11 protein-coding genes are annotated in these 16437 nt (G+C 34.9%); 10 read left to right on the forward strand and 1 reads right to left on the reverse strand.

What is annotated here, in order from left to right; translation table 11 throughout:
- The first annotated feature begins 47 nt into the window (after positions 1–47).
- On the forward strand, positions 48–1349 hold the full coding sequence (locus G7092_RS18600) for an HlyD family secretion protein (protein ID WP_166091367.1): 1302 nt from the start codon (positions 48–50) through the stop codon (positions 1347–1349).
- 549 nt (positions 1350–1898) lie between these two features.
- Here G7092_RS18600 and G7092_RS18605 read toward each other — a convergent pair.
- Complete coding sequence (locus tag G7092_RS18605; protein ID WP_166091368.1) at positions 1899–4322, reverse strand: outer membrane beta-barrel family protein; 2424 nt, start codon at positions 4320–4322, stop codon at positions 1899–1901.
- Between the two features lie 100 nt (positions 4323–4422).
- Between G7092_RS18605 and G7092_RS18610 the strand changes: the two genes are divergently transcribed.
- The 9 genes from G7092_RS18610 (at position 4423) to G7092_RS18650 (ending at position 16435) form a co-directional block, all read left to right on the forward strand.
- A complete protein-coding gene (locus G7092_RS18610; protein WP_166091369.1) occupies positions 4423–5859 on the forward strand; it encodes a sensor histidine kinase in 1437 nt (478 codons plus the stop codon).
- Positions 5856–6560 carry a response regulator transcription factor gene (locus G7092_RS18615; RefSeq protein WP_166091370.1) on the forward strand — a complete coding sequence of 235 codons (705 nt, stop codon included), beginning with the start codon at positions 5856–5858 and terminating at the stop codon, positions 6558–6560. The genes G7092_RS18610 and G7092_RS18615 overlap by 4 nt, the downstream gene beginning before the upstream one ends.
- A gap of 47 nt (positions 6561–6607) precedes the next feature.
- The gene (locus tag G7092_RS18620) at positions 6608–7339 is read left to right on the forward strand and encodes a LytR/AlgR family response regulator transcription factor (RefSeq protein ID WP_166091372.1); all 732 of its coding nucleotides are present in this window, start codon (positions 6608–6610) and stop codon (positions 7337–7339) included.
- Positions 7340–7787: 448 nt separating this feature from the next.
- Complete coding sequence (locus G7092_RS18625) at positions 7788–7967, forward strand: hypothetical protein (protein WP_166091373.1); 180 nt, start codon at positions 7788–7790, stop codon at positions 7965–7967.
- Between the two features lie 140 nt (positions 7968–8107).
- A complete protein-coding gene (locus tag G7092_RS18630) occupies positions 8108–9388 on the forward strand; it encodes a radical SAM protein (RefSeq protein WP_166091374.1) in 1281 nt (426 codons plus the stop codon).
- 11 nt (positions 9389–9399) lie between these two features.
- Positions 9400–10227 carry a hypothetical protein gene (locus G7092_RS18635; RefSeq protein WP_166091375.1) on the forward strand — a complete coding sequence of 276 codons (828 nt, stop codon included), beginning with the start codon at positions 9400–9402 and terminating at the stop codon, positions 10225–10227.
- Between the two features lie 11 nt (positions 10228–10238).
- Positions 10239–10787 carry a hypothetical protein gene (locus tag G7092_RS18640; RefSeq protein ID WP_166091376.1) on the forward strand — a complete coding sequence of 183 codons (549 nt, stop codon included), beginning with the start codon at positions 10239–10241 and terminating at the stop codon, positions 10785–10787.
- A gap of 11 nt (positions 10788–10798) precedes the next feature.
- Positions 10799–13060 carry a peptidase domain-containing ABC transporter gene (locus G7092_RS18645; RefSeq protein ID WP_166091377.1) on the forward strand — a complete coding sequence of 754 codons (2262 nt, stop codon included), beginning with the start codon at positions 10799–10801 and terminating at the stop codon, positions 13058–13060.
- 330 nt (positions 13061–13390) lie between these two features.
- Positions 13391–16435 carry a lantibiotic dehydratase gene (locus G7092_RS18650; RefSeq protein WP_166091378.1) on the forward strand — a complete coding sequence of 1015 codons (3045 nt, stop codon included), beginning with the start codon at positions 13391–13393 and terminating at the stop codon, positions 16433–16435.
- Positions 16436–16437 lie beyond the last annotated feature (2 nt).

Consider the following 16437-nt stretch of genomic DNA (forward strand, 5'->3'; position numbering starts at 1 on the left):
GGGACTGAGGGAATAAATTAAACTAACGCCATAATACAAATTCAAATATGCCAACTACCTACGTAAATAACAATGACCAGGTCAGACATACGGATGATATGCAGGATATTATTACCACGGTACCATCCTGGATATTACGCTGGGGTATCACCCTGTTTTTTGGCATCCTGGTACTGATGGTTTCTCTCTCCGCATTGATAAGATATCCTGACATTGTTAATGCGCAGCTTAAAATAGAGTCACCCAATTCTCCCAAACCGGTGGTCTCTAAAGTATCAGGTAAACTGATCAAATTACTGGTAAAAGAAAATGCCAACGTAGTTGCCGGGCAGGCATTAGCCTATATGGAAAGTACAGGCGATCATGATAAAATCAGAAACCTGGTGACGGGTTTAAAGCAATTGCAAACACAGGTGTTGCAAAGTAAACCGGTTAGTCCGCTACTTTTCTCAGAATCTGATAATATGCAGTTAGGCGAACTGCAATCGGCTTATCAAACCTTTTACCAGGAATATTTGAATTATAAATCGGCAATTAATGATGGATTTTATTTAAAGAAGAAAACATTTTTGCAAAATGACCTGATGGCTCTTACCCAACAAGCCCAACAGCTTAATCAGCAGAAACAAATCCAACAGCGTAGTTTTGTGATAGCTGATGATGATTATCAAATGCATAAAAAGCTGGAAAAAGAGAAGGTAGAGACCCCTGCAGAACTCAGGCAACAGGAAAGTAAATACCTGGCCCAAAAAGAGCCTTTGGTACAAACCGAGTCCGCTCTGATCACTGCTAATAATAATTATGCGGGAAAACAAAAAGAGATATTAGAGCTGGAGAATCAGATCAGAGAGGAAAAAGCCAAATTCCTGCAGGCGCTCAACAGCCTGATCAGTCAAGCCGAAGATTGGAAAAGCAAGTATATTTTAACAGCAGCTCAATCAGGCAAACTTTCGTATGCCGGTATTATACAGGAAAACCAGGTACTCAGCATTGGCCAGGAAGTATTTAATATAAACCCGGGTAACGAGGCATTTTTTGGCCAAATGGCTATTCCTCAGGATAATATGGGTAAGATCAAAGAAGGGCAGGAGGTATTGGTAAAATTGAAAAGCTACCCGTTTGAAGAATATGGTATAATCAGGGGGCGAATCAGTTATATTGCAGATGTTCCTTACAAAGATAGTGTTTTTGTTTCCAGAGTTGATTTTAAAGTAAGAAGCGCATCAGACATGAAAAAGCCTATCCATCTGAAACAGGGAATGACAGCTAATGCAGAAATCATCACGCAGGACGCTACCATACTGCAACGCTTAGGCAGGAGTGTTACAAAATTAATCAATAGACATTGATGCTATGCTGAACTTTCTGTGAAGATAAGAAGGGGTTGCAGATAGCCGCAAAGTTTAGAATATTTTAATTACGTGTAATTGTAATAAGTAACAAAACCCGAATATGATCGGGTTTTGTTTTATCTCGCGGGAGAGGGAGGGATTCGAACTTTTGCTTATAACCGTTACTAAAAAATTTTATGAATAGAAGGACGTAACTCCCGGCAACTTTGAGGAGCTGTTGGCCTGTTTCATAGAGGTTGTTTACAATCATCATGACATCAGTGCATCTATTATCACAGTTGATGAATTATACTGCGGGTAATAGCGGCTTTATGGAATAAGTTAAGCTCTCTGGAATATATCGGGCATCGCAAAGAGAACATTGTTGTAGCCTAACAATAAGTGATACAAACCGTACAGGCCAAACGCACTTGGACACTGCTTGATTAAAGCTGTCGTTGGCATGGGTACTTAACGCTTGTAAGCCCGAAGATCAGGTGGGCATTTCAAATGTGATCACTTACGATCAACCCTACCAGCAAACACTGGTTGCTGAAGGCGTCCCTATCAATTTCTGGCTCTTTTTGTTTCGTCTTCAGCCGCGGTAGATCTTGTTCTGGCGCTGGCTAATTTAATATTACCAAATTTATATGTTAAACTCAAGGAGATTTGTCTGGTATCATTCTTCTCAACAAATCCGTTATGCTGGTTTAAGTAATCAACTTTAACACGATAGGCATTTCCATATAATATGTCGTTCACTGCCAATTTTATAGTGCCATGATTACCGAATATGTTTTTTCTGATGCCAGCACTAATATCATTAGTTCTGTTCAGTTTAAATATACCTTGTATACTTGGAGATGAATACCACGCGCTTATATCGGCTTTTAATCCTGCTTTTGCATTAATCACAAAGCTTTGACTTGTATTTAGGTAGATGAACAGGGTATGATAATTATAGCTACCCTGTAGATAATTTGAGCTTTCTTGTTTATAAGATCCCTGTACAAAATAGTTCATCTCCCACCATTTAAATGCTGTTACCGGAACAGACAAATAAAATCCGGTTTCTATACTCTTATTAAGATTTTGCTGAGTGTCATAGAAAATCTTATTCACATTATCCTGTACGGTAATATTGCTGAACATTCCATTCGTTTGTATGCGGAAAAAAGTGATATTGTTTTGTTGTTTATAGGTATATCCGATTTCAATATCTTGTATATAAGCTGGTTTCAGAGCGGGGTTTCCCTCGAGATAGGTGTACGGGCTACTATAATATTTAAACGGATTTAATCGCCAATAATCAGGCCTGGTTATCCGATAGCTATAGGCTAAATTCAAATCATGATCCGTTGCGATAGAGTAAATTATTTGAACAGTCGGAAATAAACGAAAATATTTGGAAACATTGCTGGTGTCCAATGTAATTGAATGACCGTTGGTCATGGTATATTCGCCGCGTAGTCCAGCCTGAATATTAAATTTATTTATCTGTCCGTTTAGTGTCAGGTATTGTGCAAAGGTATTTTCAGTATAATTAAAATTATCACTTTTGCTTAAATCTAATATTGGTGAGCCGGTTACCAAATTAAAATATGCAAAACTGTTGTTTGTTTCAATACTACTATATTTTAAACCAGCATCGAAAGACCATGTCTTATTAAAAGCGTAACTATAATCTACCTTACCAGACCAAATATTAATCTTCTGTTTCGATATCGTATTGACATTAAATAAGTCGGGGGCCTGCGTGCCGTCTGGAAGTAACGTAATATTTGAGATAGCCTGATTACCCTTATTCTTATAGGGTGCAAAATCAAAATCAAAATTTAAACTTTGACCCAATGTGTCAAGCTTGATCTTGTAATTAAAATTAAAGCTATATCGATTGGTTGGGCCATCTGCTTTATTATGCGTTTTTAAGGTAGAATCGATACTTAATTTATGGTCATTAAAAATATTTGTGATCACATTATTGTCTCGTAAAAAATTACTGTTAAAACCGGTAAATAAAATTCCTAATACCTGATTATCGGATATCGAATAATCGACTCCTAACTTATAGTTACTGGTTTGGCGTTTTCGGTAGCCTCTTTTGGCATTAACCCATAAAGCGTAATCATTTACGTTGTCATAAATTATGTATTCATCGTCACTATAATTCTTTTTACTGTCTGAGTAGTTATAACTCCCGTATATATTAACCTTATTTTTCCTATAGTTGAAATTACTACCCCAATTATAGCTTCCATATTTGCTTTGATTGTATGCTGAATTTAAATTAACATTTAATCCCTGGGTGATTGATTTCTTGGATATAATATTAATTATAGCGCCACCTTCAGCATCATATTTGGATGATGGGTTTGCAATGAGTTCCATTTTTGAAATATTATCTGAAGGTAAACTTTTGAGATAATTACTCAGATCTTCACCAGATAGTCTTAATATCTTATTGTCTACATAAACAAGTACACTTTTCCCGTTGAGGCTTATACTTTCTTCAAAACCGGTTTGTACTCCCGGAGCTTTAGTTAAAGCATCCCAAACCGTTCCTCCACTTGCTGCAATACTATTTTCTACATTAAACACTACCTTATCTATCTTTCGTTCAATCGTTGGTTTATTAGATATGATTTTCACTTCCTTTAACTGGTGGTTAACGGGCGTTAAAGTAATACGGATGCTATCCTCTGTATTTAATATAGTATATTGATACGGTACATAGGCAATTGAATTTATTGCCAGTATATGCGGCCCAGAAGTTGTAATTTTAAAAGTAAATTGACCTTTCTCATTAGAAACAGTCTTAATTTCGCTTTTTTGAGGTGATTGTAACACTATGCTTACCATCGCTATAGGATGGCCCAGCTGGTCTTTAACTATCCCGTTAATTGCTTTATTTTGAGCTTGCAGTACCATGGTGAAAAAGACCAAAGTAACAATGCCTGTTAAGGTTTTTAGCATGTCTTTTTGTTTTTTCAAACTTAATTAGCTTCAATATTAATGGGGGTTAAATAGTATTAAATAGTATTAAATTCCGGAGGGGTATTTTCCTTTGGATAAATGTTTGTAGATTTAGAGTATGTGGATTTTTTCTTATAAGTATGTAAAATATGTTATCACGCTTGCTGTTATTGGGAGTATTATTTTACAATTCGCATGGCTTAGTCAGTTATTCAACAGTCAGAAACTTCAATTGAAGCATACTATTGAAGATGCGGTAGTGCAATCATCGAAATTGATGATTTATAATAGTTTGTCTCAGAATAACATCCATGGGCTACGCTTTAAAGAATTCTTTCTGTCACAACAGTGGCTAAATTTGCGGCAAGCGTTTGATAATTTAAATATTGAAGGTTTAAAAAGTAATTTTAATTACGGCATTACTAAGGACAGCACAATTATACAAATGAATATTTCATTTAATAATGTTTTACGTAAACCAGATATCAATAATAAGGCCCGGGTAAATCATCAGATGGTATTGAGCGATACGGTATACCAGCATTCTCTTAAAATGGATTCAGTAGTCAGGTCAATTTTGGTGCGGGAAGGCATAAAAGTTAATTCTACCTATGCTTTATATAATTATAAAAATGATAAATTGCTCAAAACAGGAGCAAAAAACGTTAGTATTTTAAATAATGCCTACATAAGTGAAAAATATTCTTTTGATCTCAATCATTTGTACAAGTACCAGCTTGTAGTTATGCAATTAAATTCTGCTGTATTTTATCAGATGCGTTATTATCTTATTTCCGCACTTACAATGATCGTTTTAACATTTTTGGCTTTTGTATTTTTGATAAAGCTGATACGTAATCAAAAATTGTACAGTGACGCCAAGGCTACATTTACTAATAATATGACACATGAATTTAAGACGCCGGTTGCTACTATATCCATAGCTATAGAGTCAATTCTTAAATATAATCTTATCCGGAATCCAGTAAAGCTAAAAAGTTATTTAAACATCAGTCAACTTGAAATTCAAAGATTAAACCTGATGTTTGAAAAATTGATGAATCTGAATGGTTTAAACGATGCAAAGGAATATAATCTGGAGCCCTATAATTTGGTTCAAAACCTAAATCAGATTGTTAAATCTATGGAACTGCAATCCCAAAAAGAAAATGCTGCTATTTTTTTTGAGCCGGATAATAACGATTACTGGGTTAAAGGTGATATGATACATTTAAGTAATGTATTTTATAATCTTTTAGATAATGCATTAAAATATGGTTCTCAAAATGTAATTATCAGGATTAGTTGTAAAAACTCGGGGCATGAACACATTATTACAATTGAAGATAATGGTCCGGGAATTGATCCTCTTTTTCAAAAAAAAGTGTTTGAACGTTTTTTCAGGATTCCTACCGAAGATATTCATAACGTGAAAGGTTCTGGACTCGGGCTTCACTATGTAAAGGATACGATTGAGAGGCATCAAGGCAGCATTAGGTTAAGAAGTGTTGTAGGGCAGGGAGCCGTCTTTATAATCAGTTTACCGAAACTATGAAAAAAATCAAGGTATTATATGTAGAGGACGAGCCTTTTTTGGCAGAAATTGTAAGTGATGATCTTCGCGCCAGTGGATATGAGGTACTTCATAAATCTAATGGACAACTGGCTGCTGCAGCATTTCGCAAAGAACGACCGGATATTTGTATTTTTGATATTATGCTGCCATTAAAGGACGGTTATACATTGGCAAAAGAAATCAGAGAGTTAGACTCTTCTGTCCCTATTATTTTTCTTAGTGCTAAAGTGCAGTCTGAAAATGTGGTAACCGGTTTTAAAAGCGGAGGCAATGATTATTTAAGGAAGCCATTTAGCATTGATGAATTATTGGTGCGGATGGAATCATTATTAGGAAGGAAGATAAATGTCAAAGAAGCGGTGCAGCTCGACAAGCAAACACTTTACGAATTTGGAAACTGTACGCTGGATACCGTAAATCAGATATTAATGACTTTGACAGGAAGAGTAACGCTTTCTTTTAAGGAGTGTTCTTTACTGGAGATGTTGATTTTGCAAAAGAACGAGGTTCTGGAACGCGAAACAATTTTAATGAAAATCTGGGGGAGCGACGGATATTATAATTCACGAAGTTTAAATGTTTTCTTAACGCATTTAAGGAAACTTTTGCAAAATGAAAAGGAAATAAAAATTTTGAATATAAGAGGGATCGGATATAAATTGACGCTTAATGCAAGCTGAACAATTTTCCAAGTCAATCTGTATAGTTCATTTAAATAAATAATGTGATGATTAATTGTTATATTGTTGATGATGAAAAGGCTGGAACAGATATTCTTTCAATGTATATTGAACAAACGCCAGGCTTAAAACTGATCAAAGCAGAAGAAAATGCAGTATTAGCTTACGAAGACATATCTAACGACATTTATAAACCCCAGGTTACCTTTTTAGATATTCGTATTCCGCTGCTTTCTGGAATGGAACTTGCAGGATTGATCAGTCACAAAACAGCGGTAATATTTACTACTGCTTATGGTGAGTACGCAGCCGATGCTTTTGGCAAAGATGCAATAGATTACCTGGTTAAACCCTTTAGCTATGAGCGGTTTTTGAAAAGTATTGACAAGCTAAAAAAAAAACTGATAACAGATGGTGATCAATCAAGAATTGAGCAAAAAGGATTTTTTTATGTGCAAAATGAGATCAAAGGTCGGATTACAAAGATCGTTATCTCTGACATTATTTATGTTGAATCGTTGCTCAATTACATTAATATCGTCACTATCGAAGGTGAACATAAAACATATATGAGTTTAAAAGAAATGGAAGTCCATTTGGCAGAAGGAAACTTTATGCGCATTCATAAATCTTTTATTATAAATATGTTTAAGATTGTGAGTGTAGAGAATGACCAAGTATTGCTAAAAACACACAAAAAACTAAGTATTGGAACTAATTACAAAAATGATTTCTTCGCGGTACTTAATGATGCTATTATAAAATCAAAGCGAAGATAACTTCTTATTAAATATAATATTACCAGTTTATAACGACATTATACAGGCCTTGGTATTTACAGGCTATAACACTTGTTTCCTTCAGCTTACTTGCTAAGCTCAAAAGCCCAATTGATAGGTTTATCCTTATAAGGAATACGCAGCCTATCCATATCTCTCGTGCATTTCTGACAAGTGCTTCTCGTTGTTCAGCTACTTTTTAATTGGATAAAGCTATTTCCGCACTAATCCAGTATAGCATCTTCTCTAAATCAGTATAGTTAGGTGTATAACAGCAATGTTGATTTTGGGAAATATACTTAATACTTCTTTTCATATACTGAATCAAACTATCAGTATAAAAGGTTTTCAATGTCCAAAATGCCATCCTATATTTAGTATAACAAAGGAAATATAATGGGCCTAATTATATGATTGTTAACTTTTAAACATTTAAAAAACTATTATCATGCAAAATCAAAACACCAAAATCGACCTGGCTAACTTGTCAGAAGAGTTTCAAGAAAAAATGAAAAATCTTGATAACGAAGTATTAAAAGACGTAATAACTATCGTAGGGGGAACCACTGACAAATCCGCTCCTTACAGCAAAATCCACGCATCTGGTGGTTTTACCAAAGATCTTTAATTTGGCGATAGCTTAAAGAAACAATCAATGTTTCCCGCTATGTTACACCTTAAAGGTACTTATAATTTTTGTTCTAATTTTTATTTGGATAAATCTTATAAGTGCCTTTAAATTTTAAATAGGAACTTAATTTATCACTCATGGACAATTTAAATATAAGTCTGTCAAAAATCAGCTACCTCGTGGTAAAAATTGCGAGTCGTTGCAATCTGAACTGTTCTTATTGTTATATGTATAACAAAGGGGATAACAGCTACCTAAAACAGCCAAAAATCATGTCCGCTAAAACAGTAGATGCCCTGCTGAACAGGATCTATTCGCATTGTGAAAAATATGATATAAAAAAATTTATTGTTTGTTTTCACGGAGGTGAACCGATGTTAGTTGGGAAGGATTTTTTTATCAAATTCGATGAAAAAGCAAAATCAATTTTTGGTGGTAGTGGTATAGAGTTAACCCTTTCTATGCAAACTAATGCTGTTTTGATCGATCGTGAATGGGCTCATTTTTTTAAAAAGCTAAATATTTATGTAAGTGTAAGTCTGGATGGGGATAAGCAAACCCACGATCAGTACCGGCTGGATCATAAAGGAAGGGGCAGTTATGACAGAACAATTGCAGGAATAAAATACCTTATGGCTGCACATGAATCAAAACGTAGCGTTAACACCTTGGCCGTAATTAACATTAATTCCGATCCGATAGCACAATACTGGCATTTTGTTAACGTAGGTATTAAATATTTTGATTTTTTGTTGCCAGATTCGAACTATGATCAACTTGAAGTCGATTTCCACAAAGAATCTACGCAATATGCTGATTGGCTGATTAAAGTTTTCGACGTATGGTTTAACCACAAAGGGCCTGAAAGACCGAGGATCAGAATATTTCTGGACCTGATTAATGGTGTATTAGGCCAGGAAAGCTCAACAGATGCATTGGGAAATCTAGACAACGGTTTACTTGTTATTGAAACAGACGGTGGCATTGAAGCCGTTGACGTACTTAAAATATGCGGGGAAGGTTTCACCAAGAATTCGAAAAATGTTGCCACACACAATTTTGATGAAGTAATTGATGAAGGTCTGATTGATCTTTACTATTTCAGCCATACTAAACTTTGTGGACAATGTCAGGCCTGCGAAGTAAAAGATATTTGTGGCGGAGGATATTTGCCTCACCGTTATAGCAGTAAAAACGGATTTAATAATCCATCTATTTATTGCAAGAGTTTAATTAAACTAATAGCACATATTCAGAACGCCGTATTGGGAACTATTCCACAGGAAATCGTTTCAGAAAACAATCTGGCCTACCTGCAAGTAGATAACGTGTACACATCAGCCTTTTCGGGAGATGATTCTGAATATGCTGCATTTCTCGAATCTTATCGTAAATCTTCATTTTTGATTACAAACTAAAACATTGGGATATGATTACCGAAGGAGTTAAACTGTTTTTGAACAACAGCAGCGATATTGCTGACCGATTATATCTAAGCAGCGGTCTGCAACACATGCAAGATAGCAGTACAGATGGTTATGCTTACTATAAATACGCTGTAATACCCAAATCGCCTTGGAGTTTAGCTGCTGGATCGACAAAAAAGTATTTGGTGACACATCAAAAGCCACCTATTGAAGAGTTTAGCAAGAACATAATTATCCTTACCCTCCCTGATGAGTTGATAGATTTTGTACAAAAAGCCGGTATATCAGATTTTAAGAATAAAGAAGAAGTTTTGGCTTTCAATCAAACCCCAACTTTTATCGAGGCTAGTGAGAAATTAAAAGCTTTTGCATGTCAATATTTGTTTTCACCAAGCCGGTTTTCTTGTTATCACTTTTTTGTTGAAAAGCCAGACTTATCAGTAGTAACAATAGGAGAACGTAAAGAACGAATGGGTATGCATATTGATAACCGAGGAGGAGTAAATATTAAAGACGCCGAGCTTGCACCTAACATCTTTTTGATGAATCTTGGTCGTGAGGATCGTTATTTCATTTATATTAATCAGCCACTGGAAACGGTAAAAAAAATGATAGAAACCAAAAACGGTGCTGCACTCGATGAGTTTTCTAACGAATCTCTGCAGTATAAATTTTATCAAGCCTTCCCGGATTATCCAGTTGTTAAGATAAGAATAAAACCATTTGAATGTTATATCGCTCCGGCAGAAAATATCATTCACGATGGTTCAACTGAAGGCAACACCAATCCAAGTGTGAAATTTTTGCTGGAAGGTTATTTCTGGAGTTAAAAAACATATATATGACAACCAAAGTATTCCATGCGTCTCAGGATAGAAACCTTAAAACGATTCTCAGAAATAGGGGAATCCATGGTTTTAAGTGTGTATATGCAGCCTATGATCCTGTTATTGCCAGTTTTTTTTTAAGCAATTATGGTGGGGATTTTACATGCTCGATCGGCCGGGAAGCTGGGACAGGAATACCATTTGCATGCGAGCGTTTCCCCGGTGCATTTGAACTTAGGTATCAGGAAATAGAGGGAGTAATATATACCCTGCCCGCATATCTTTTTTCAAAAGGCTTAACCTCATGGGAAGAGGAGGTAGTATCAGAATATGATGTGCCTGTGCTTAGCGAAACTTCAATAAAAAATACCAGAGCCTTTTTATACTATCTGCAAGAGGAACGACGGATAAATATATATCGATATCCCAGCAGGCCTCAAGAAGTTCCGAAAGACAATAGTGATTTGCGAGCTCTGATTAACATGTTTAATGGGGTATTTCCTGTTGATATTTATCAGATTATACAAACACATCATACTGATATAACGGTTACACTCATCTAAAAAGTACCATTATGCGTTTACCATCCTTTTTAAAATATAAGAAATATGCTTTCACTTATCAAATGGATCATATGGATTGTGGGCCGGCATGCTTAAAAATGGTTACTGAATATTTTGGGAGAAAATACTCACTTGATTACTTTCGAGACCATTCTTTTATGTCAAAAAATGGTGCAACTCTAAAAGGTTTATGTATTGCTGCCGAAGGTGTTGGATTGATGACTACCACATTACGACTCAATTATGAGAAACTGAAAGCTAACCAGCTCTATCCTTCAATATTATTTTGGAATCAAAAACATTATGTGGTTTTATATAATATACAATCAAAAGGAAAAAAGGATAGAATTACAATATCTGATCCGAGTCATGGTATCATAAATCTTGATGAAGATACTTTCCTAAAAAGTTGGGCCACATTTCCGGATGATAAGGGAGTAATGATAGCGATGTCTCCTGGTGAAAATTTCTATAATATTCCTAATAATGACGAAGATGTTCATTATAATATACCCTTGATTTTAAAATATCTTAAGCCATTTAAAAAATTTATGCTTCAGATTTTAACCGGTATGATTTTAAGTACATTAATCAGCCTGTTATTGCCTTTTGTTACGCAATTAATGGTTGATAAAGGAATACATGCCAGAAATTTCAATCTCCTTGGCCTTATTCTATGTGCCCAGCTTGCTTTTTTTATTGGTTCTCAGGCCATCGAAAGTATGAGGAACTGGACGCTGCTTCATATTAGTAATCGAGTCAGCATAACAATTTTATCGGATTATCTTTCTAAATTAATGCGACTACCGATAAGCTTCTTTGAAAATAGAAATTTTGGTGATTTTACTCAACGTTTAAATGATCACGGTAGGATTGAACAATTTTTGACTGTATCATCTTTATCTTTAATTTTTTCATTTATTAATATTATTACCTTTTCGATAGTGCTGGGCATATACAATGTCAACTTACTATTCATATTTTTGCTTGGAGCAACTTTATCTGTTTGCTGGGCTTTTTTCTTTTCCAATGAAAGAAAGAAGATAGATTACCGTAGATTTCAGGCACTTCGGGAAAATCAAAATAACTTACTTGAGCTTATTTATGGTATTCAGGAAGTAAAGTTGAATAATAGTGAATCAACCATGCTCAGGGAGTGGAAAAAGATCCAGGTAAAATTATTTAATATCAATTTCAAAAATCTTAAGCTGGAACAATATCAATTGTTAGGTTATTCGGTCCTTAATCAGTTCAAGAATATAATCATTACTTATTATTCTGCCATTCTGGTTATGGAAAATCGGATAACATTAGGTGTGTTGCTTGGTGTTTCGTTTATTATTGGTCAATTAAACGGACCCTTAAGTCAAATAATAGACTTTATAAAAAAGTATCAGGACGCCAGATTAAGCATGGAGCGTTTGAATGAGGTTCATTGCAAAAAAAATGAAGATGATGAGCATTACAACGAGACCGTACAAAATGGCGTCTCAAAAGCTGACAGTTTAGCGGCTACTAATATCTTTGGCAACGAGGGTATCACATTTTTAAACGCCTCATTCAGGTATGGAGACCCGTCTAACCCACTCATACTTGACAATATTAATCTACATATTCCACATGGAAAAATAACGGCGATTGTTGGGGAAAGTGGTAGCGGAAAAACCACCTTATTGAAAATTCTGTTAAAAATCTATACGGTATCATCAGGGTCCGTTATGATATCTGATCAGGATATTACAAAATTGGGATCACCTGAGTGGAGGCAGAAATGTAGCGTAGTGATGCAGGATGGACACATTTTTACAGATACCATCGCTAACAATATTTCCATGCAGGGTGAGAACCTTGACGAAAGACGTTTAGAACATGCTATTCAAACCGCGAACTTAACTGATTATATAAATGGTTTGCCACTCGGTGTAAAAACTAAAATTGGCAGTAATGGTACGGGAATGAGTGGCGGACAAAAACAAAGAGTATTAATTGCCAGGGCTATATATAAAAATCCTGATTATCTGCTTTTTGATGAAGCAACCAGCGCTTTGGATGCTAATAATGAAAGTATGATTATGAACAACTTATATAAATTTTTTAAAGGAAAAACAGTAGTCATAATCGCTCACAGATTGAGTACTGTAAAAAATGCAGATCAGATCATTGTTTTGGATAAGGGGAAAATTATTGAACGAGGCACACATCATGATCTGACGCAGCAACGCAATTTCTATTTTAATTTGGTTAAGAATCAATTGGAACTATCTGCAAATTAACATTTATACCTTATGTCATCGAAAATATTAGCTACAACCAGGCAGAAAAAAGATGTCTCCGCTGAGGATAATCTCGATTTGGATAAGATCCCGCGTACTGTTAGTCCTCTGTTTATTTTTATACAGGTTCTGGTACTTATTTTAATTCTATTCGCTGTGTGGGTATTAAAGTTGCTTTGATGTTTCCCGTAGAATATACAGACAATTGTTTAATTGAATAATATATTGTTTTTGTGAGGTGTTCTCATTTTAATACCTCTATTTCAGAATGTTAATTGGTGTATTGTGTTTCTTTTTGTATTTTAAGCAAACCATAAAAGGTTTGCAAGAATGAATTTTGATTTCTATCCACAACTCATCATACGGACTCCAGCATTTTCAATTGAAAATATTTTAAATCAACAACTAACTGAGCATTTAAACAGTGACCAATTCCTAGAAGCTTTGTTTTTAGCGTCCCCTAACCTGGCAGAAAAATTTGTGTCAGATACACAAGGCCAAATAGAAGATTCGCTGTTAAATACAATAATAAAATATTATAACAGAATGAGCTTCCGCTGTACGCCATTTGGCTTGTTTGCAGGCTGTTCTGTAGTCGAGTGGGGGGAAGCAACGCATATTAATATAACAAGTAATGTAATTAGAAGAACAAGGCTTGATCGGGAGCTACTATCTAAATTAATTGATAGGATGCGTGAAGAAGAGCAAATATTTAACCATTTAATACTTTATGTAAACAATACTATTTATCGTTTAGGCGATGAGATAAGATATATTGAAACGGTACCTTCAATAGATGAGCAGAATGAATATACAATTGCAACTATTCAGGACAGTAAATTGCTGGATTTTCTATTAAAAACAATAGATTCTAATCGTAGTAGTGTAAAGGATCTGGTGCTGTGTGGGAAAAAAGCCGGATATTCAGGAACACTTATCAGAAAATCACTGAAATTTTTATTAAGTAATCAAATTGTAACAACAAACCTAAACTTGGCAATCCCTTCTGATCTCTTATTGGAGGAGTGCCGGACTTTTTTAACTAAAATTAAATTAACTCCGGTTGTCGAACATTGGCTTAAATATATAGACGAAATAAAAAAACACCTATTTCGTATAGATAAGGATAGTACACATAATAACTTGAAATATCAAGCTTTATTTAAACACTTATTAAATGCAAATTTCAATCAGCCTGTCAATAAACTTTTACAAACAGACTATATTTTGGAAGGAAGAGCAGGACGTGTCAGTTATAAAATCCAGCGTAACCTTAAAACCGCTATAAATATAATCTCCATGATCTCGGTCGCCGACCATCAAAATTATAATTTAACGCAATTTAAGAACAGGTTTTTAAAGAAGTTCGAGCTTCAGGAAATTCCACTTTTAATAGCACTTGATCCCGAAGTAGGTATAGACTACTTGGAAGGGACCTCCTCATTTGACCTCTATTTAAGTCGGGAATTTAAAATTCGTAATAGCCAGCATTTCGCTGACAACAGCAAACCCAATTTCAATCTTACGTATCTTATTCGCAAATATGATTTAGCGATGATTAATAATGAGATGGTAATTGAATTAACGGAACAGGACCTGAACCAGATGGAAAAAGTTGATTGTAAGCTGCCACTTACATTGGGCGTTTTTTTTAGGTTAATTGATGATGAACAAGTACAGATCGATAGTGTTGGGGGGAGCAGTGGCACGAATTTGATTGCTCGTTTTAGTGATTTTAGCCCTGAAATTAAAAATATTGTAAAGGATGTTAGTGAATATGATGAGCACCATAGCGAGGGTAAAATTGTTGCCGAAGTAATTCATGAACCAGAGCCAAGGTCAGCAAATGTTATTGCACATCAATCTTTCAGAAAGTTCGAAATTTCATATTTGTCCAGGTCTGGAGCTCGGGATGTGCAATCTATTCCACTATCTGATATCGTTTTAAGTATTAAAAATAATCGTTTAATTTTAAGATCAATTAAATATGACAGGGAAATACAGCCTAAAATTAGCCATGCGTATAATTATCTTTTAGGTTCGCCCATTTATCGTTTTCTGGGCGATTTTCAGAATATCGAAACAGTTGGGGGTATGAAATTCGACTATCAGAAAATATTGCCTGGCAAAATTTTTTATCCCAGATTATCTTATAAAAACATAACCTTTTTTCCTGCCACCTGGATCATTAAAGTAGATGATATAACGGAAGGTGTAGGATCATTAAATATAAGCGGTCTTAAGCGATATTTAGGAATTATTAAACTGGCAGGATTGTTTATAATATCGCAGGGCGATAATGAACTGTTGGTTGATCAGAATAATACAGTATTAATGGAAATGTTTCTGATTTTTCTAAAAAAGCAAAGAATAGTTACCGTGAAAGAATTTTTGATTAACGAGCAAAATTACTCTATTCGAAATACAAAGGGGCAACCTCTCAATAATCAACTTTATGCTATTGTGTTAAACAAGGCTATTGATAAAAATAAACTAACCAACCGCAATAAATATAATGTCAAATTTAATTTTACCAGAAAATTTTCTCTAGGATCGGAATGGATCTATTTTAAATTTTATTGTGGGGCCTATAGTGGAGACAAAATATTGATTAACAATATACTTCCTTTAATCACGTCTCTTAAGCGCCAGCGGCTTATTAAGAAGGCATTCTTCATACGGTACAATGACCCGGAAACACATTTAAGGGTTCGCTTTGAAATAATGAATGTTAATGATGTTCAAATAATTATAAGTGAAGTAAGCAGTGCCATTAATAAACTGGAACAGACTAGCCATATATGGAAAATTTCGACAGAGACTTATGAGAGAGAGATGGAGCGTTATGGTATTGCAATCAAAGAGTCAGAGGCACTGTTTTCTGCAGATAGTATTTCAGTGCTTAAGTTGCTTGTGGTACCTGCCGTTGGCGAAGATCCTAACGGCCGCCTGATGGCCGGAATTCGCTTGGTTAGCGATTTGCAAACAGCCTTTGGTTTAAACATTAACGAAAGGATAGTTTTATGCAAAGAGATGAGGGCTTCCTTGAAAAAAGATTTAAAACTTGATGCGCAGTTTGAACAAGAACTGAGTGCCTGCTTTAAAAATAAGAATCAACTCTATCATGTTTTTAAAACCAATAAAAATTTAAATACAATTTTCGAAAGCAGAGCACAGATTATGCATAGATTATCTCTGAAGATTGCCAATCTGCATGCTAAAAGTAAAACGGAGCAAAGCTTTTATAAAAGCCTGCTGATTAGTTATATCCACATGTGTGTTAATAGGTTATTTATGAGTAATCAAAAAATATATGAATTAATTATTTATGACTTTTTATATAAAAGTTATAATGCAGAAAGTGGAAAAAGTTAGCC

Origin of the sequence: Mucilaginibacter inviolabilis (genome assembly GCF_011089895.1) — a bacterium.
GTDB classification, from domain to species: domain Bacteria; phylum Bacteroidota; class Bacteroidia; order Sphingobacteriales; family Sphingobacteriaceae; genus Mucilaginibacter; species Mucilaginibacter inviolabilis.

What these genes read in the sequence shown, in the direction of transcription:
- G7092_RS18600 (WP_166091367.1), top strand. Translation starts at nt 48, where the DNA reads ATGCCAACTACCTACGTAAATAACAATGACCAGGTCAGACATACGGAT.
- G7092_RS18610 (WP_166091369.1), top strand. Translation starts at nt 4,423, where the DNA reads ATGTGGATTTTTTCTTATAAGTATGTAAAATATGTTATCACGCTTGCT.
- G7092_RS18615 (WP_166091370.1), top strand. Translation starts at nt 5,856, where the DNA reads ATGAAAAAAATCAAGGTATTATATGTAGAGGACGAGCCTTTTTTGGCA.
- G7092_RS18620 (WP_166091372.1), top strand. Translation starts at nt 6,608, where the DNA reads ATGATTAATTGTTATATTGTTGATGATGAAAAGGCTGGAACAGATATT.
- G7092_RS18625 (WP_166091373.1), top strand. Translation starts at nt 7,788, where the DNA reads ATGCAAAATCAAAACACCAAAATCGACCTGGCTAACTTGTCAGAAGAG.
- G7092_RS18630 (WP_166091374.1), top strand. Translation starts at nt 8,108, where the DNA reads ATGGACAATTTAAATATAAGTCTGTCAAAAATCAGCTACCTCGTGGTA.
- G7092_RS18635 (WP_166091375.1), top strand. Translation starts at nt 9,400, where the DNA reads ATGATTACCGAAGGAGTTAAACTGTTTTTGAACAACAGCAGCGATATT.
- G7092_RS18640 (WP_166091376.1), top strand. Translation starts at nt 10,239, where the DNA reads ATGACAACCAAAGTATTCCATGCGTCTCAGGATAGAAACCTTAAAACG.
- G7092_RS18645 (WP_166091377.1), top strand. Translation starts at nt 10,799, where the DNA reads ATGCGTTTACCATCCTTTTTAAAATATAAGAAATATGCTTTCACTTAT.
- G7092_RS18650 (WP_166091378.1), top strand. Translation starts at nt 13,391, where the DNA reads ATGAATTTTGATTTCTATCCACAACTCATCATACGGACTCCAGCATTT.